The sequence below is a fragment of the Streptomyces sp. TS71-3 genome (genome assembly GCF_018327685.1).
In the GTDB taxonomy this organism is placed as follows: Bacteria; Actinomycetota; Actinomycetes; order Streptomycetales; family Streptomycetaceae; genus Streptomyces.
In genome coordinates, this window is the sequence record NZ_BNEL01000001.1 from 5,004,259 (window position 1) to 5,019,176 (window position 14,918).

The following is a 14,918-nucleotide window of genomic DNA, read 5'->3' on the forward strand; positions in this document are numbered from 1 at the left end:
GCGATTTTCAGACAGGTACATGTATCGTCTCTCGCCAGATGTGCGGCCGGCGGCAGCATTTGCAACGGGAACCGACGTGGCCTGACCACGGTGAGTCAGCGGTTCGTGAGTGTGGTCCGCGGGGCGTCCGAACAGTCCTGAAGTCGACCTTGTGTGCCGGCTGTGGCCCTCGGAATAGTGGGTGTTAGCCAGGGCGTGGACATGGCTTTTTTGCCGATTTTTTCCGTTCATGCTCGAACGCCTTCAGGTTCAGGGGACCCCACTTCCCCGGAACCGACCCCCCACAGGAGGACGTGAGTTGAACCACCGACGCATACCCGGGCGACGTACCGCCATCACCGGTGCGAGTGTCGCTGCACTGGTGATCGCTGGAATCTCGTTCCAGACTGCGAACGCGAGTACGGAGACCCCCACCGCAACCCCCGACATCCTCACGGTGGCCAAGGCCGGAAAGCTCGCCTCGTCGCTGACCTCGGATCTCGGCAAGGACGCCGCCGGCACCTACTACGACGCCACGGCCAAGCACCTGGTCGTCAACGTCCTGAACGACTCCGCCGCCCGTGCCGTCGAGACGGCCGGCGCCAAGGCCAAGGTCGTCAAGTACTCCCTGGGCCAGCTGAAGAGCGCGGGTGACACCCTCAAGGCGCACAGCACCGCCGGCACCTCCTGGGTGGTCGACCCGACCACCAACAGGCTGGTCGTCACCGCGGACCGCACGGTCACGGGCGCCAAGCTCGACAAGCTCACCAAGACGCTGAAGGGCCTCGGCGGCACCACCGTGCTCAAGCACACCAAGGGCCAGTTCAAGCCGTTCATCGCGGGCGGCGACGCCATCAGCGACCCGTCCATCGGCCGCTGCTCCCTCGGATTCAACGTCGTGAAGGACGGCCAGCCGTACTTCATCACCGCGGGCCACTGCACCGAGGAGATCACGAACTGGTCGGACTCCGACGGCAACGTGATCGGTGAGAACGCCGACTCCGACTTCCCCGGCAACGACTTCGGCCTGGTGAAGTACACCGCCGACGTCGACCACCCGAGCGAGGTCGACCTCTACAACGGCAGCTCCCAGCCCATCACCAAGGCCGGCGACGCCACCGTCGGCGAGAAGGTCCAGCGCAGCGGCTCGACGACCCAGGTGCACGACGGCACGGTCAAGGGCCTGAACGCCACGGTCGACTACGGCAACGGCGATGTCGTGGAGGGCCTGATCGACACCGACGTCTGCGCCGAGCCGGGCGACAGCGGCGGCTCGCTGTTCGACGGCGAGACGGCGCTCGGCCTCACCTCCGGCGGCAGCGGCGACTGCACCTCCGGCGGGGAGACCTTCTTCCAGCCCGTGCCCGAGGCGCTGTCCGCTTTCGGGGCCGAGATCGGCTGAACCGGCTGAGACCTGCCGGGCGCGTCCGGCAGGTACCGCCACTCTTCGAGGGGCCGGTCCGTCATCGACGGGCCGGCCCCTGTCGTTCGCCCTCCACCGCTCTGACCTGCACATGTCTCCCTTGCTCCGGGTAGGGGACATCACTCCCACCGGATCGTACGTACGTTCGAGATTGGTCTATGGTGGGGGCAGAGGGAGAGGGCTGGATCGGATCGGAGGTGCGCGTGCCGGGCTTCACGCATCTGCATGTCGCCTCCGGTTTCTCCCAGCGGTACGGGGCCTCGCATCCGGAGCGGCTGGCCGAGCGTGCCGTGGAACGGGGCATGGACGCCCTCGCCCTCACCGACAGGAACACCCTCGCGGGCGCGGTCCGCTTCGGCCGGGCGTGCGAGACTGCGGGCGTGCGCCCGCTCTTCGGGGTGGAGCTCGCGGTGGCCGAACAGGACCCCATGGAGCAGACCCGGCTGGGGCGGGGTGACACCTTTGGCGAGAAGCCTCTGTCCGGCGCCCCCTTCGCCGCCGGCCATAGGGAACATGGCGGGCGTGTCGGTGACGAAGCGCGCATCGCTTACGAAAGGGGAGAACAGCTCCGTTCGGGCGGAGGAGTGCGGCGCTCCCCGGTGCGGGGCGGCGCCTTCCTGGACGAGTCGGCGCCCCGGGTCACCTTCCTCGCCCGCGCGGGCGCCCTCGGCTGGAGCGAGCTGTGCCGGCTGGTCACCGCCGCGCACCGCACCGGTGGCGACCCGCTGCTCGACTGGTCCGAGCTGCCCGCCGAAGGCCTGATCGTGCTGCTCGGGCCCGCCTCCGACGTGGGCCGGGCGCTCGCCGCCGGCCGCCCCGACCGCGCCGCGCGCCTCCTCGGAGCCTGGCGCGAGGTCTTCGGCGACGCGCTGCGCCTGGAGGCCGTCTGGCACGGCAGGGACGGCACGGGACCCGGCTCCCTGCGGCTGGCCGCCCGCACCGTCGCCCTCGCCGCCGAGCAGGGCGTACGGCCCGTGCTGAGCAACGCGGTGCGCTACGCCGACCCGGGCATGGGACCGGTCGCGGACGTGCTCGACGCGGCCCGCCGCCTGGTCCCGATCGACCCGCGCAAGGAGCTGGACAGCGGCGAGCGCTGGCTCAAGGACCCGGCCGCGATGGCCGACGCCGCCGAGCGCGTCGTCACGGCCGCGGGCTACCGCCCCGAGGCGGCGCACCGCCTGCTCGAACAGACCCGCGCGGTGGCCGAGGAGTGCCGGGTCGACCCCGAGACGGACCTCGGCATCGGCTCCGTGCACTTCCCCGAGCCCCGCCTCGTCGGCGCCGGCCGGCGCACCGCCCAGCGCGTGCTGGCCTCCCGCGCCGCCGCGGGCATGGTGCTGCGCGGCTACGACCGCCGTGCCGACGCCCGCACCTACTGGGAGCGCATGCACCACGAGCTGGACATCATCGCCCACCACGGCTTCGCCTCGTACTTCCTCACCGTGGCGCAGGTCGTCGACGACGTCCGGGAGATGGGCATCCGGGTGGCCGCGCGCGGCTCGGGCGCCGGCTCGCTCGTCAACCACCTGCTCGGTATCGCGAACGCCGACCCGGTCGAGCAGCACCTGCTGATGGAGCGGTTCCTGTCCAAACGGCGGGCCGTGCTGCCCGACATCGACATCGACGTGGAGTCCGCGCGCCGCCTGGAGGTCTACCGCAGGATCATCGACCGGTTCGGCGCCGAGCGCGTGGCGACCGTCTCCATGCCCGAGACCTACCGGGTGCGCCACGCGATCCGCGACGTGGGCGCCGCGCTCTCGATGGACCCCGCGGACATCGACCGGATCGCCAAGTCCTTCCCGCACATCCGCGCCCGCGACGCCCGCGCCGCCCTGGAGGAGCTGCCCGAGCTGCGCGAGCTGGCCGACGAGCAGCGCCGCGCCGGCGAACGGCGCGGGGGCGAGGGGCCGGACGGGAAGTACGGGCGGTACGGGCGGTTCTGGGACCTGGTGGAGGCGCTGGACGCGCTGCCCCGCGGGATCGCCATGCACCCGTGCGGGGTCCTCATCTCGGACGCCTCGCTGCTCGCCCGCACCCCGGTGGTGCCGACCAGCGGCGAGGGGTTCCCGATGTCCCAGTTCGACAAGGACGACGTGGAGGAGATGGGCCTGCTCAAGCTCGACGTGCTGGGGGTGCGGATGCAGTCGGCGATGGCGCACGCGGTCGCGGAGGTCGAGCGCACCACCGGGCAGCGGATCGACCTGGACGCGGTGGCGGCCGAGGGCTCGGGCGGCAAGGGCGATGAAGAAACGTATCGTCTTATCCGCTCGGCCGAGACGCTCGGCTGCTTCCAGATCGAGTCGCCTGGCCAGCGGGACCTGGTCGGGCGGTTGCAGCCCGCCACGTTCCACGACCTCGTCGTCGACATCTCGCTCTTCAGGCCCGGACCGGTCGCCGCCGACATGGTCCGCCCGTTCATCGAGGCCAGGCACGGCCGGGCCCCGGTCCGCTACCCGCATCCCGATCTGGCCGGGCCGCTGGAGGAGACCTACGGGGTGGTGGTCTTCCATGAGCAGATCATCGACACGGTGCACATCATGACCGGCTGCGGCCGGGACGAGGCGGACCGGGTGCGGCGGGGACTGTCCGACCCCGAGTCGCAGGCGAGGATCCGGGTGTGGTTCGCCGAGCAGGCGGCCGCGCGGGGGTACGACGCCGAGAGCATCGCCCGCACCTGGGAGATCGTCGAGGCCTTCGGCTCCTACGGCTTCTGCAAGGCGCACGCCGTCGCGTTCGCCGTGCCGACCTACCAGTCGGCCTGGCTGAAGGCGCATCACCCGGCCGCCTTCTACGCGGGGCTGCTCACCCACGACCCCGGGATGTACCCGAAGCGGCTGCTGCTCGCGGACGCGCGGCGGCGGGGCGTGCCGGTGCTGGGCCTGGACGTGAACCACTCGGCGGTCGATCATCATATCGAACTGGTGTCTGATCGTGAGGGGTTGGAGGGCCTTCCGGACGGCTCCGGGGGCGGTGCTCCGGACGGTCCTGCGGGCGGTGCCCCGGATGGTTCCGGAGACGCTCGGGCCGGTGCCCCGGATCGTGCTCCGGACGGCTCCGCCGGGCGGGAGCCCCGGCGGTGGGGGCTCAGGCTCGGGCTCAGCGACGTGCACGGCATCAGCGAGGCGGAGGCGGCGCGGGTCGCGGCGGGGCAGCCGTACGCCTCGCTCCTGGACTTCTGGGAGCGCGCGAGGCCCAGCAAGCCGGTCGCCGAACGGCTGGCGCAGGTCGGTGCGCTGGATGCGTTCGGCGCCAACCGCCGTGACCTGCAACTCCACCTGTCGGAGCTGCACCGCGGAGCGCGCGGGGGATACGGCGCGCAGCTCCCGCTCGCCGGCGGGCGGCGCACCGCGGGGACGGGACTGCCGGACCTGAGCGACGCGGAGCGGCTCAGCGCCGAGCTGGGCGTGCTCGGCATGGACGTCTCCCACCACCTGATGGACGACCATGCCCGGTTCCTGGCGGAGCTCGGCGTGCTGTCGGCGCGGCGGCTGAAGTCCGTGCGGCACGGGGAGACGGTGCTGGTCGCGGGCGCGAAGGCGGCCACCCAGACGCCGCCGATCCGGTCCGGCAAGCGGGTCATCTTCACCACGCTGGACGACGGCACGGGCCTGGTCGACCTCGCCTTCTTCGACGACGCCCACGCCGCCTGCGCCCACACCGTCTTCCACTCCTGGCTGCTGCTGGTGCGCGGGGTGGTGCAGCGCCGCGGGCCGCGCAGCCTCAGCGTGGTCGGCGCCGCGGCCTGGGACCTCGCCGAGCTGGTGGAACTGCGGGCGGCGGGCGGCCTCGACGCGGTGGCCGCGCGGCTGGCCGAGCCGGTGGAACCGGCAGAGCCGGCCGGCTCCACCGCCGAGGGGGACGGCGGGGCGGACGGCGCGGCGGATCCGGACGGCACCGGGACGCGCCCGGACGCTCAGGACACCCAGGACGCCACCGGCGGGCGCCGCATCCGGATGTCCACCGGCTACGAGATGCACCCCTGGGCGGACCTCCGCCCGGCGGGCGAGGGCACGCGGCCCAGGAAGAAGCTCTGGCACCAGAGTCCGGGGAGCGCGGGATGAGAACGGGTGAGACCGGGCGGGGCGGCCCGGGTGCGCCGGCACCGGCGGACCGCGCCGCCGCCGTGCTCTGCGTGCGGCCGGTGGAGCCGGGGGCCGGGGGCCTGTCCGGGCTGCTGGCGCTGCTCGCGGAGTTCACCCCCGTCGTCGAGGCGCTGCCGCCCGACGGCGCGCTCGCCGACCTGCGGGGCGCGGTCGGGTACTTCGGGCGGGACGCCGTGGACCTGGCCTCGGTGCTGCGCGTGCGCGCCCTCGCCCTGTACGGCGTGGACTGCACGATCGGCGTCGGCCCCGGCCCGATGGCGGCCAGGGCCGCGGCGCGTGCCGCCGCACCGGGCACGACCCTGGCCGTGCCCGGGGGACCGGACGCGGTCGCCGCCTTCCTCGCCGACCGGCCCGTCACGGCCGTCCCCGGCGTGGGCTCCGCGACCGCACGCGCCCTCGGCGCCTACGGCCTGCACACCGTCGGCAGCGTCGCCGCCGCACCGCTGCCCGCCGTCCAGCGGCTCATCGGCGCGCGCGCCGGGCGCGAGCTGCACGAGAAGGCGCGGGGCGTGGACCGCACCCGGGTGGTGCCCAACGCCGCGGCACGGTCGGTGGCCGCCGAGCGCGCCTTCGACCGCGACGAGCTCGACGCCTCCGAGCACCGGCGCGCCCTGCTCTCGCTCACCTCGGACCTGGGCGCCCGGCTGCGCGCCGAGGGCCAGGTCTGCCGCGCGCTCACCCTCACCGTGCGCTGCGCGGACCGCACCGGGCGCCCGCTCACCCGCAGCCGGACGCTGCCCGAGCCCACCGCCCACACGCCGGCACTCACCACCGCCGCGTACCGGATGTACGAGGCGCTGGGCCTGCAACGCGCGCGGGTGCGCACGCTCGCCCTGCGCGCCGAGGGCCTCGGCCCGGCCGAACACGCGGCCCGCCAGCTCTCCCTGGACCCCGCCGACGCCAAGGCCCGCCGGCTGGAACAGGCCGCCGACCGCGCCCGCGCCCGATTCGGCCCGTCCGCCGTCGTCCCCGGAACCCTGGCGGCGTAGCGCCTGCCCAACCCGGCGAACGCCCTCGACTTCGCCCGCGCGATCCCGCCCGCGCGATCCCTCCCACGCGACCTTGCCCGCGCGATCCCGCCCGCGCGATCCCTCCCACGCGACCTTGCCCGCGCGATCCCGCCCGCGCGACCCCGACCACTCGCACGTCGGCGCTCCCCTGAACCGGTCCACCCGGGTGTGCCGCCGGCCGCCGGAAACGGGACCGCCGGGTCACCCCTCGCCGGACGGGCCCCGCGCCAGCCAGCGGAACCGCCGCTCGGGACGCCCCGTGCCGCCGTACCTGAGCGTCACCTCGGCGCGTCCGGTCTCCGCGAAGTACTCCAGGTAGCGGCGCGCGCTGACACGTGACAGTGCGCCCCGCTCGGCGCACTCCGACGCGGACAGGCCGTCCGGATGCTCCCGCAGGGTGCGCTCCACCAGGTCGGCGGTGCCCGCCGCGAGCCCCTTCGGCAGGCCCTGGGAGCCGGGCGGGCGGGGCCCGAAGATCTGGTCCACGTCCTCCTGGCGCGCCTCGCCCAGGCCGTCCAGCCGGGCCCGCAGCGCGGTCACGTGCCGCAACTGCTCGTGGAGCGCACCCTGGTTGAACGGTTTGATCAGGTAGTGCAGCGCACCGGCGCGCACCGCCGCCCGTACCGTGTCCGCGTCCCGCGCCGCCGTGATGAACAGCGCGTCCACCGGCTGCCGCGACGGGTCGCGCTCCTCGGCCGACCGCAGCTCGCGCAGCACCTGGATGCCGTCCATGTCGGGCAGGTACACATCGAGCAGCAGCAGATCGGGCCGGAGCCGCTCCACCGCGCGCAGCGCCTGGGCCCCGCTGTGCGCCACCCCGACCACCGTGCAGCCGCCGGCGGCCGACACACAGCGGCTGTGCAGCTTGGCGACCACGAAGTCGTCGTCCACGACCAGCACTTTCGTCATCGCGGTCAGGCTAGGGCGCGACACAACGACCACAACGGGTCCGCTCCGCCGATCCGCCGCGGCAGGGGGCCGCCGGCCGCGCCGCGCGGGCCGTACGGTGCAGCCATGACCGATTCCGAGGAGATACGCAAGGCCACCCCCGACGACGTGCCCGCCGTGCGGGACGTCACCGACGCCGCCTACCGCCCGTACGTCGAGCGCATCGGCCTGGAGCCGGGGCCGATGGGCGCCGACCACGCGGCGTACGTGGCGGCTGGGCGGGTGTTCGTCATCGGGAAGCCGGTCATGGGGCTGGTGGTCGTCGTGCCCTTCGAGGACCACGTGCTGCTGGAGAGCGTCGCGGTCCACCCGGACGCCCACGGCCGCGGTCTCGGCCGCCGCCTGCTCACCTTCGTGGAGGACTTCGCCCGGGACCTCGGGAGCCCCGAGATCCGGCTCTACACGCACGCGAAGATGTGGGAGAACCAGCGGATCTACCCGCGGTACGGCTACGAGACGGTCCAGCGGCGCGCCGACGGGCCGTACGACCGCGTGTACTACCGCAAGCGGCTCACCCCGTAAGGCGACCTTGCCCCTCGTCGGCCCAAGGCAGGCCCCCTCGCCGGGCGCCGGGCCGCGCCACGGCCGGATCGGCCAGGTCCGCACGGCGGGTGCGCTGCGGTCGGCCGCACGCCGGGCGGTGGGTGGTCGCACGCCGGGCGGTGGGTGGCCGGCAGCTCATGGCGCCGCGCCCCTGGGGGCGCGGCGCCACGACGGTTCCTAGCGCCCTCTCGTACCGGCTCGCGGCGTGCTCTGCTCGTCGGACTCGGGCCACCAGATCCTGCGGATGTCCCTGCGGACCTCGGGGCGCTGCTGCTCACGCTCCTCGGCCTCGTCGTCCATTCGGCGGGCACCCGGCCTGACGGGCGTCTTCCGTGCGTTCATACGGCGCATGACGGCCTCCTTGGGGCTACCGGGTTCCGCATTCGTACGGAGGTAGACCCGTGCACGGGAGGCTTTCTCATCGCCTGTGCTTTGTCAGTGGCCACTATCACGTTTCACATGCCGTCTCACATGCCGAACGGGCCCCGCGTGACCACCGGCGTCCTACGCTCCGGGGTCGCACGGGGCCCGTGCGTCGTGGCCGGCGGGCCGGCTCGGCAACCGGCCGATCAGAACTGGCTGATCTCGAACACCCCGATGTCGTCGGCCGAAGTCCCCTGATCGGGTGATGTCTGGTTCAGCGACGCCTCGACCGCGACCCAACCGTGGAAACCGCCGTCGCTGTCGATGACCTCCAGCATCGGCTTCACATGGGAGTTGCCCGTGTAGCAGTGCTCGCCCCGGCCGTCGGCGAGCGCGGTGCGCCAGTGCCACAGCGTGTCCCTGCGGTCGGTCGAGGTGGCGTTGGCGGTGGAGAGGTAGTACTGCGTGTCGCCGCCGCCGGTCGTGCCGCCCAGGCACCGGGCGCTGGTGCAGGCCGTCCAGTCCTGGTTCCAGAACGGGCTCCCGGCGCCCTGGTCCAGGTAGGGGGTGCCGCTGTCGGTCTTCCACAGGACGTAGTCGTGCTTCAGGCTGCTCCAGTCGAACGACGCGATCTGCGCCATCGACGCCCGCTGAGTCCAGGCCGCGTTGCTGCCGAACCCGTAGCCGTGGGTGGCGCCGAACGAGCTGCCGCGGAAGGTGAGCTCCGCCAGCTTCCCGGCGATCGGCTCGCTGACGTTCCACTCCTCCCAGCCGTTGCCGTCCCAGTCGAAGTGCAGCACCGAGCCGGTCACCGTGTACGTGCCCGTCAGGTGCTGCGGGGAGCTCGTGGCCTGGAAGCCGTTCGCCGTCTGCACCTGGCAGTTGCGTGCCCCGCAGTCGGCGGCGGTGACGCCGGTGTAGCTGCGGGGCACCCGCGAGCGCTGGGTCCAGTGGAAGTGGGACTCCGTCGCCTTGCCGTCGGCGGTCAGGGAGTACGTGCCGAGCCGCACCCAGTTCTCCCGTGACGAGGTGCGCAGCCCCCCGATGGCGACCACGAAGCGGGACATCCCCGCAGGAGCGGCGCTCGGTGCCGCGGGTCCCGCCGGGGCCGGGGGCGCGGCCGGAGCCGCGGGGCCGGCGAGCAGCAGGGCGAGCATTGCCACGACGAGCAGCAGCGGAGCACGTAAGACACGCACGGCGGCCTCCCCGGCCTCATGGAGTGGAGTCGGCTCATCCTGGTGGGCACGAGGGGGGCTTCGGGAGAACGACGGGCCAACAGGAGTCGACGCCCTGGGGTTGCGGCGCCGGCCCCGGCTCCTCAGCCCAGTTCGCGGACGTACCTGACCTCCGTGGCGCTGACCCGGTAGCCGCAGGAGGCGTTCACGGCGAGCATCGGGCCGTTGTCGGCGTCGTTTCCGGTGTACGCGTCCGTGCAGCCGGCGGCGCGTGCCCGGTGCAGGGCGTCGGTCTTGCAGAGCCGGGCGAGGCCGCGCCCGCGGAAGCGGCGGGCGGTGCCGGTCATCATGGTGCCGTAGCGGGTGCCGTCCGTGCGGCCCAGCGTGAACGCCGCGGGCTCGCCGTCCACCAGGGCGACCGTGGTCAGCTCGGGGCTGGTCAGAGGGTGCCGCCAGGTGTCCGCGAGCCACTGCTCGTACTGCGTGAACTCCATGTCGACGTCGCTGGGCTCGTCCCGGATGGTCTCGGCGTCCAGCGCGAAGACCGGGCGCGGATCGGCCGCGAAGTCCGCCCCCGAGCGCAGCTCGACGCCGTCCGGCACAGCCGCCCGCGGAGGCAGGGTGCCGGTGAGGTCCAGGCGGAGGAACCGCGAGGGGCGGCGACGCTGGAAGCCGCGCCGCTCGGCGAACGCGTGGTTGGCCGGTTCGTCCAGCACCCAGCTGAAGACCTTGCGGACCCCGTGGGCCGCCAGATGGTCCTCGGCCACCCGGAGCAGCGCCGAGCCCGCGCCGCGCCCCCGGCGCTCCGGGTGGACGTATATGTTGGCGTTCCCGATCCCGGGCTCGGGGCTGTCGTGGGCGACGTTGACGGTGGCCACGCCGACGGCCTCGCCCTCCTCCTCGGCGATCAGCGCCGTCAGATGCGCCTCCGGGTGGGCGTGGTTCACGTCGTACGCGATGGACTCGGGCGTGAAGAGGATGTAGGGCAGGGTGGCCTGCCTGACCCGCACGAAGGCCTCGACGTCCACCCGGTGCTCGGGCCGCACGGCCCGGACGATCACAGTCATGGTCCGGCACGCTACGCGCGCGCCCGGCAAGGGCGCGCGCCATTTTTCCGGGGTGCGGGACAATCACCCCGTGACACTGAGGATCGGAATCGACCAGGACGGCGGCGTGCCCCCGTACGAGCAGCTGCGCGCCCAGATCTCCGAGCAGGCACGCTCCGGAGCGCTGCCCGTCGGATACAAGCTCCCCACGGTCCGCGGGCTCGCGGAGTCGCTCGGCCTCGCCGCCAACACCGTGGCCAAGGCCTACCGGGTCCTGGAGGCGGACGGCGTGATCGAGACCCGCGGCCGGCACGGCACGTTCGTGGCGGCGGCCGGAGGCGCGGCGGAGCGGGAGGCGGCCGCCGCGGCCCAGGCGTACGCGGAGCGGGTACGGCGGCTCGGCCTCCCGGAGGACGCCGCTTCGGCGCTGGCCCGCGACGCGCTCCGTGCGGTGTACGAAGCGGGGTGACCCATCCGGGCCGCCGCTCTGCGGGGCCGCTCCCGGCGGCGGTCGGCCGGGCAACGGCCGGTTGGACGGCGACCGGTCGGACGGCGGCCGGTCCGGTGGGGTCCGGCGGGTCCGCGCGGCCCGCGAGGCCCGTTCGCCCCCGCCCCCCCGCCATCGACCTGTTCGCCCGGCGTCCGCTCGTGGCGTTACAGGTACATGCCCGCCGCCGCGCCGCCGCGCGGATCGGGGACCGACGCAGGGACGGTGCCGCGGCGCAGGGCGTACAGCTCGGCGAGGCTGGCGCCCTCGCGGCCGACCCCCTCCTCCGTGCCGAGCCACGCCACCGACTCCGCACGCGTGAGCGCGCCCACCTCGATACGGGCGAGGCAGCGTCCGGGGCGCACCACGGCCGGGTGCAGGCGCTCCAGGTCCTCGTTGGTGGTCACGCCGACCAGGACGTTGCGGCCCTGGCCGAGCAGGCCGTCCGTCAGGTTGAGCAGGCGGGACAGCGCCTGACCCGCCGTGTGCTTCGCCTCGCCGCGGATCAGCTCGTCGCAGTCCTCCAGGAGCAGCAGCCGCCAGCGCCCCTTCGCCGTGCCGTCGTCCTCCCCGATGGCGATGTCCATCAGGTAGCCGACGTCCGAGAACAGCCGTTCGGGGTCGAGCACGCAGTCCACCTGGCACCAGTCGCGCCAGGCCCGCGCCAGCGTGCGCAGGGCCGAGGTCTTGCCGGTGCCGGGCGGCCCGTGCAGCAGCAGGAGGCGGCCCGCGATGTCGTCGGGCGTGGTCTTCATCAGGCCGTCCAGCGCGGTGGCGACCGGTGCCGTGTAGTTCTGCCGCACCTCCGCCCACGTGCCCGCCGAGATCTGCCGGGTGGTGCGGTGCGGGCCGCGCCGCGGGGAGACGTACCAGAACCCCATGGTGACGTTCTCCGGCTGCGGCTCGGGCTCGTCCTGCGCGCCGTCCGTGGCCTGCTTCAGGATCCGCTCCGCGAGCTCGGGGGCGGTCGCGGTGACGGTGACGTCCGCGCCGCGGTTCCAGCGGGAGACCAGCAGCGTCCACCCCTCGCCCGCGACCAGCGTGGCGCTGCGGTCGTCGTCCCGGGAGGCGCGCAGCACCGTGCCTCCGGGCGGCAGCAGAGTGGCGCCCGAGCGGACCCGGTCTATGTTCACGCTGTGCGCGTACGGCTGCTCACCCGTCGCGAAGCGGCCGAGGAACAGCGCGTCCACGACGTCCGTGGGCGAGTCGCTGTCGTCGACCGTGAGCCGGATCGGCAGAGCGTCGAATGGGTTCGGGGACATGCCGCCATGATCCGGCACGCCTGAGTCCCGTGCATCCGGGTTTCCGAGGTGCGTCCCGGAAGGCCGGATCCGCTCCCCGCGCGCCGGCGGGCGTCCGTTCGGGGGCGTGCGGGACACGCGCCCGTCCGCCGCGCCGCGCCCGTCCGGCGGTATGCCCTGGCGGGAGCCGTCCCCGTCGTCAATCCGGTGGCGGTCCGGCCCTGAAAGGGGTACGGACGGCTCCCCGGGGAATGATGGTGGTGCACGCACGGGCCAGCGGGGCCCGCGCTGCACGAGGTGCGGCCGGTGCTGCGGGGACCGCTCACCGCCGCGGGCGAAAGGCCCGGTGAGGCCCCGTGGACGCTCCGGGGCGCCCGGAGGCCTGCCGCGTCGGGCGTGCGTCACCGAGCGAATTGGTGTCAACACCCTTGTGAAGCATATGAATCGTGTGACCGGGATACACGAGTGTCCTCCCGGGGCGATAGGGTTTAACCTGCCCGGGCCGGGTGCCTCGTACGAGCGGGCTGACAGTACGGTGCACGAGTGACGGTGGGGATGAGACGGTGGGGAGTGACATGGAACGGATAACGGTGCCCAGCAGGGCGCGCGTTCCCGCGGTGAACTGCGGGAGCAGCGCGACCAGCTCGCGCCTCGATCGTCACCTCGCGGTGCTGGGCGGTCCCGCCGTGGCACCGCATCAGACGGCCGAGGCCACTTCGCTGATGCGTGAGATCACCACGCACGACTCCGTGTACGACCACAGCAGGGTCAAGAGGGTCTCGCTCCTCGCGCCCCTCAAGCGGCTGCGCCGCTCGCTCTTCGGCGGGCGCTGACCGCTCGGCGGGAGAGCCGGTGCCAGCCCGCGGCACCGGTATCGCACCGCCGAACGCCGGGCGCCGCTGGACCGCGCCTCACTGCCGCGAGACCCCACCCCGCACCGCCGTGCCCGCCGGCGGTGCGGACCCCTGCGGCAAGCGCACCCACCCACGGCCACCCTGGGAACACCTCCGTCTCGTGAACGCCCCCGTCTCGTGAACGCCCCCGTCTCGTGAACGCCCCCGTCCCTCCCGGTGCCCCCCCGGGGAGGGACGTCTCCCCTCCCGGCCGTCGGCCCTTCTCCGCCGCTGTCGCCCCTTGTGCCGGCGTCTCGTCTCCCAGCGCTCCGGCCCTCCAGGGCCCCCAGCCTTCCAGCGCGAAGGCGGCGCCCCTGGGCCGTGTCCGGCGGATCTTCGTGGGCCCGCGCTCCCCCACTGCCTGAAGGGCGTGGGAGGGGGTACCTCCCGCGCCCGTTCAGGGCAGTGGGGGAGCGCCCCCAGCACCAGACGGCCGCAGGCTGATCCACGAAGATCCGCCGGACACGACCTAGAGCAGCGCGAACTGCCCTTCGGGGCCCTCCTCGTGGTGGTCAAGCACCGACGCCGGGCGGCGGGCCGTTTCCGGCACGGGCAGGATGCCCGCGGTGCGCAGCTCGGCCGCGCCGATCGGTGCCACCAGGACGTCCGCCAGGGCCTCCTGCTCCGGCCCGAGGCCCCCCAGGAGGGTGAGGACGGTGATCAGTTCCAGCAGCTCGGAGGTCCAGGACTGCGGCCAGACCGCCGGGCCGATCGCCTCCAGCGTGCCCGGCTCGGGGCGGTGCAGACGGCGGGTCAGCCACAGCTCCAGCACCCGCACCCCGCTCACCCGGAAGTCCCACGCCTCGGGTGCCACCGGCGCGATCCGCCCCTCGTCCAGCTCCAGGGCCTCCTCCTCGGGGTCGTACAGGACCTCGGCGGGCCGGGACGGCAGGGGCGCCCGGACATAGGGGCGCCGGCCGCCGGGCAGCTTGGGGCGCTCGGGGCCGCCCCGCACCATCAGGCGCAGCATCCGGTGGCCCAGCCGGGTGCCGTGCGCCCAGGTCTCCGGGTCCCCGGTGAGCGGCACGAGGGTTCCCGCGGTGCCGGGGCGGGCGGTGGCCAGCGTCCAGGCCAGCAGGTCCTCGGGCGCCGGCGGGTGGCCGAGCCGGGCGGCGAGATGGTCGAGCAGGCCGGGGGCCAGGTTCGGTTCGCGCCCGCCGGGCCTGCGGTAGAGCGGCCGGATGCGCCCGGGGCGGCCCGCCGGCGAGCGGCCGTCCGGCAGCACGCCGGAGGCCAGCACGGCCGGTCCCGCCGCGTCGGGCACCTGGCCCTGCTCGACCGCGAAGAGCTGCCGGTCGTCGGCGACCCGCCAGAGCTCCGGCCGCGCCGCGTCGATCAGCCGGTGGTCGGGTATCAGCCACTGCTCGTCGAACGGGCCGTGCATCACCCGGACCGGCTCGGGGCAGGGGCCGTCCTCGCGCGCGATCCGGCCGGTCCCCGTGGGCTGGCCCGGCAACTGGGCGGCCGCGGAGTCCACCGTGCGCACGCGGCTCGGCACGAACAGCGCCGCGCGCTCCTCGTCCGAGGCGCGGACGAGGGCCTCCCACCGGGCCTTCAGGGTCGCCGCGTCGGGCGCCAGCGGCCAGCCGCGCCCCAGACGCAGCGGCGCGACGGACCACGGCATGAGGTCCGTGAGCAGCGGCGCGTCGTCGTGGGTCACGCCCGGCATGGTACGACGGGGTGGTGTTCCGGGGAGGGCGTACCGGT

Annotated in this window: 12 protein-coding genes; 6 read left to right on the plus strand and 6 right to left on the minus strand. The window is 74.1% G+C overall.

Annotated features, from left to right (window positions below; translation table 11 throughout):
• The first annotated feature begins 298 nt into the window (after positions 1-298).
• From Sm713_RS20300 to Sm713_RS20310, 3 genes are all read left to right on the plus strand, one after another.
• Positions 299-1,381 carry a S1 family peptidase gene (locus Sm713_RS20300; protein WP_212910990.1) on the plus strand — a complete coding sequence of 361 codons (1,083 nt, stop codon included), beginning with the start codon at positions 299-301 and terminating at the stop codon, positions 1,379-1,381.
• Between the two features lie 224 nt (positions 1,382-1,605).
• Positions 1,606-5,463 carry a DNA polymerase III subunit alpha gene (locus tag Sm713_RS20305; RefSeq protein WP_249416643.1) on the plus strand — a complete coding sequence of 1,286 codons (3,858 nt, stop codon included), beginning with the start codon at positions 1,606-1,608 and terminating at the stop codon, positions 5,461-5,463.
• Positions 5,460-6,494 (plus strand): hypothetical protein, encoded by a 1,035-nt coding sequence (locus tag Sm713_RS20310; RefSeq protein ID WP_212910992.1) that lies wholly within the window; start codon positions 5,460-5,462, stop codon positions 6,492-6,494. The genes Sm713_RS20305 and Sm713_RS20310 overlap by 4 nt, the downstream gene beginning before the upstream one ends.
• Positions 6,495-6,716: 222 nt before the next feature.
• On the opposite strand, the gene Sm713_RS20315 is transcribed toward Sm713_RS20310, so the two are convergent.
• A complete protein-coding gene (locus Sm713_RS20315) occupies positions 6,717-7,424 on the minus strand; it encodes a response regulator (protein ID WP_212910993.1) in 708 nt (235 codons plus the stop codon).
• 105 nt (positions 7,425-7,529) lie between these two features.
• Here Sm713_RS20315 and Sm713_RS20320 point away from each other — a divergent pair, with 105 nt between their 5' ends.
• On the plus strand, positions 7,530-7,985 hold the full coding sequence (locus Sm713_RS20320; RefSeq protein ID WP_212910994.1) for a GNAT family N-acetyltransferase: 456 nt from the start codon (positions 7,530-7,532) through the stop codon (positions 7,983-7,985).
• 198 nt (positions 7,986-8,183) lie between these two features.
• On the opposite strand, the gene Sm713_RS20325 is transcribed toward Sm713_RS20320, so the two are convergent.
• From Sm713_RS20325 to Sm713_RS20335, 3 genes are all read right to left on the minus strand, one after another.
• Positions 8,184-8,357: a hypothetical protein gene (locus tag Sm713_RS20325; protein ID WP_212910995.1), complete on the minus strand. Its 174-nt coding sequence runs from the start codon at positions 8,355-8,357 to the stop codon at positions 8,184-8,186.
• A 218-nt stretch (positions 8,358-8,575) separates the two neighbouring features.
• The gene (locus Sm713_RS20330; protein ID WP_212910996.1) at positions 8,576-9,565 is read right to left on the minus strand and encodes a hypothetical protein; all 990 of its coding nucleotides are present in this window, start codon (positions 9,563-9,565) and stop codon (positions 8,576-8,578) included.
• A gap of 122 nt (positions 9,566-9,687) precedes the next feature.
• Positions 9,688-10,611 carry a GNAT family N-acetyltransferase gene (locus Sm713_RS20335; RefSeq protein WP_212910997.1) on the minus strand — a complete coding sequence of 308 codons (924 nt, stop codon included), beginning with the start codon at positions 10,609-10,611 and terminating at the stop codon, positions 9,688-9,690.
• Positions 10,612-10,681: 70 nt separating this feature from the next.
• Between Sm713_RS20335 and Sm713_RS20340 the strand changes: the two genes are divergently transcribed.
• On the plus strand, positions 10,682-11,059 hold the full coding sequence (locus Sm713_RS20340; RefSeq protein WP_212910998.1) for a GntR family transcriptional regulator: 378 nt from the start codon (positions 10,682-10,684) through the stop codon (positions 11,057-11,059).
• Between the two features lie 185 nt (positions 11,060-11,244).
• Here Sm713_RS20340 and Sm713_RS20345 read toward each other — a convergent pair whose 3' ends face one another.
• The gene (locus Sm713_RS20345; protein WP_212910999.1) at positions 11,245-12,339 is read right to left on the minus strand and encodes a DUF5925 domain-containing protein; all 1,095 of its coding nucleotides are present in this window, start codon (positions 12,337-12,339) and stop codon (positions 11,245-11,247) included.
• A 554-nt stretch (positions 12,340-12,893) separates the two neighbouring features.
• Here Sm713_RS20345 and Sm713_RS20350 point away from each other — a divergent pair.
• A complete protein-coding gene (locus Sm713_RS20350) occupies positions 12,894-13,151 on the plus strand; it encodes a hypothetical protein (RefSeq protein ID WP_212911000.1) in 258 nt (85 codons plus the stop codon).
• Positions 13,152-13,680: 529 nt separating this feature from the next.
• Here Sm713_RS20350 and Sm713_RS20355 read toward each other — a convergent pair.
• On the minus strand, positions 13,681-14,880 hold the full coding sequence (locus tag Sm713_RS20355; protein ID WP_212911001.1) for a type ISP restriction/modification enzyme: 1,200 nt from the start codon (positions 14,878-14,880) through the stop codon (positions 13,681-13,683).
• Positions 14,881-14,918: the final 38 nt, after the last annotated feature.

Coding starts and splice junctions, on each gene's coding strand:
- Sm713_RS20310 (WP_212910992.1), top strand. CDS start 5,460: ATGAGAACGGGTGAGACCGGGCGGGGCGGCCCGGGTGCGCCGGCACCG.
- Sm713_RS20315 (WP_212910993.1), bottom strand. CDS start 7,424: ATGACGAAAGTGCTGGTCGTGGACGACGACTTCGTGGTCGCCAAGCTG.
- Sm713_RS20320 (WP_212910994.1), top strand. CDS start 7,530: ATGACCGATTCCGAGGAGATACGCAAGGCCACCCCCGACGACGTGCCC.
- Sm713_RS20325 (WP_212910995.1), bottom strand. CDS start 8,357: ATGCGCCGTATGAACGCACGGAAGACGCCCGTCAGGCCGGGTGCCCGC.
- Sm713_RS20335 (WP_212910997.1), bottom strand. CDS start 10,611: ATGACTGTGATCGTCCGGGCCGTGCGGCCCGAGCACCGGGTGGACGTC.
- Sm713_RS20345 (WP_212910999.1), bottom strand. CDS start 12,339: ATGTCCCCGAACCCATTCGACGCTCTGCCGATCCGGCTCACGGTCGAC.
- Sm713_RS20350 (WP_212911000.1), top strand. CDS start 12,894: ATGGAACGGATAACGGTGCCCAGCAGGGCGCGCGTTCCCGCGGTGAAC.
- Sm713_RS20355 (WP_212911001.1), bottom strand. CDS start 14,880: ATGCCGGGCGTGACCCACGACGACGCGCCGCTGCTCACGGACCTCATG.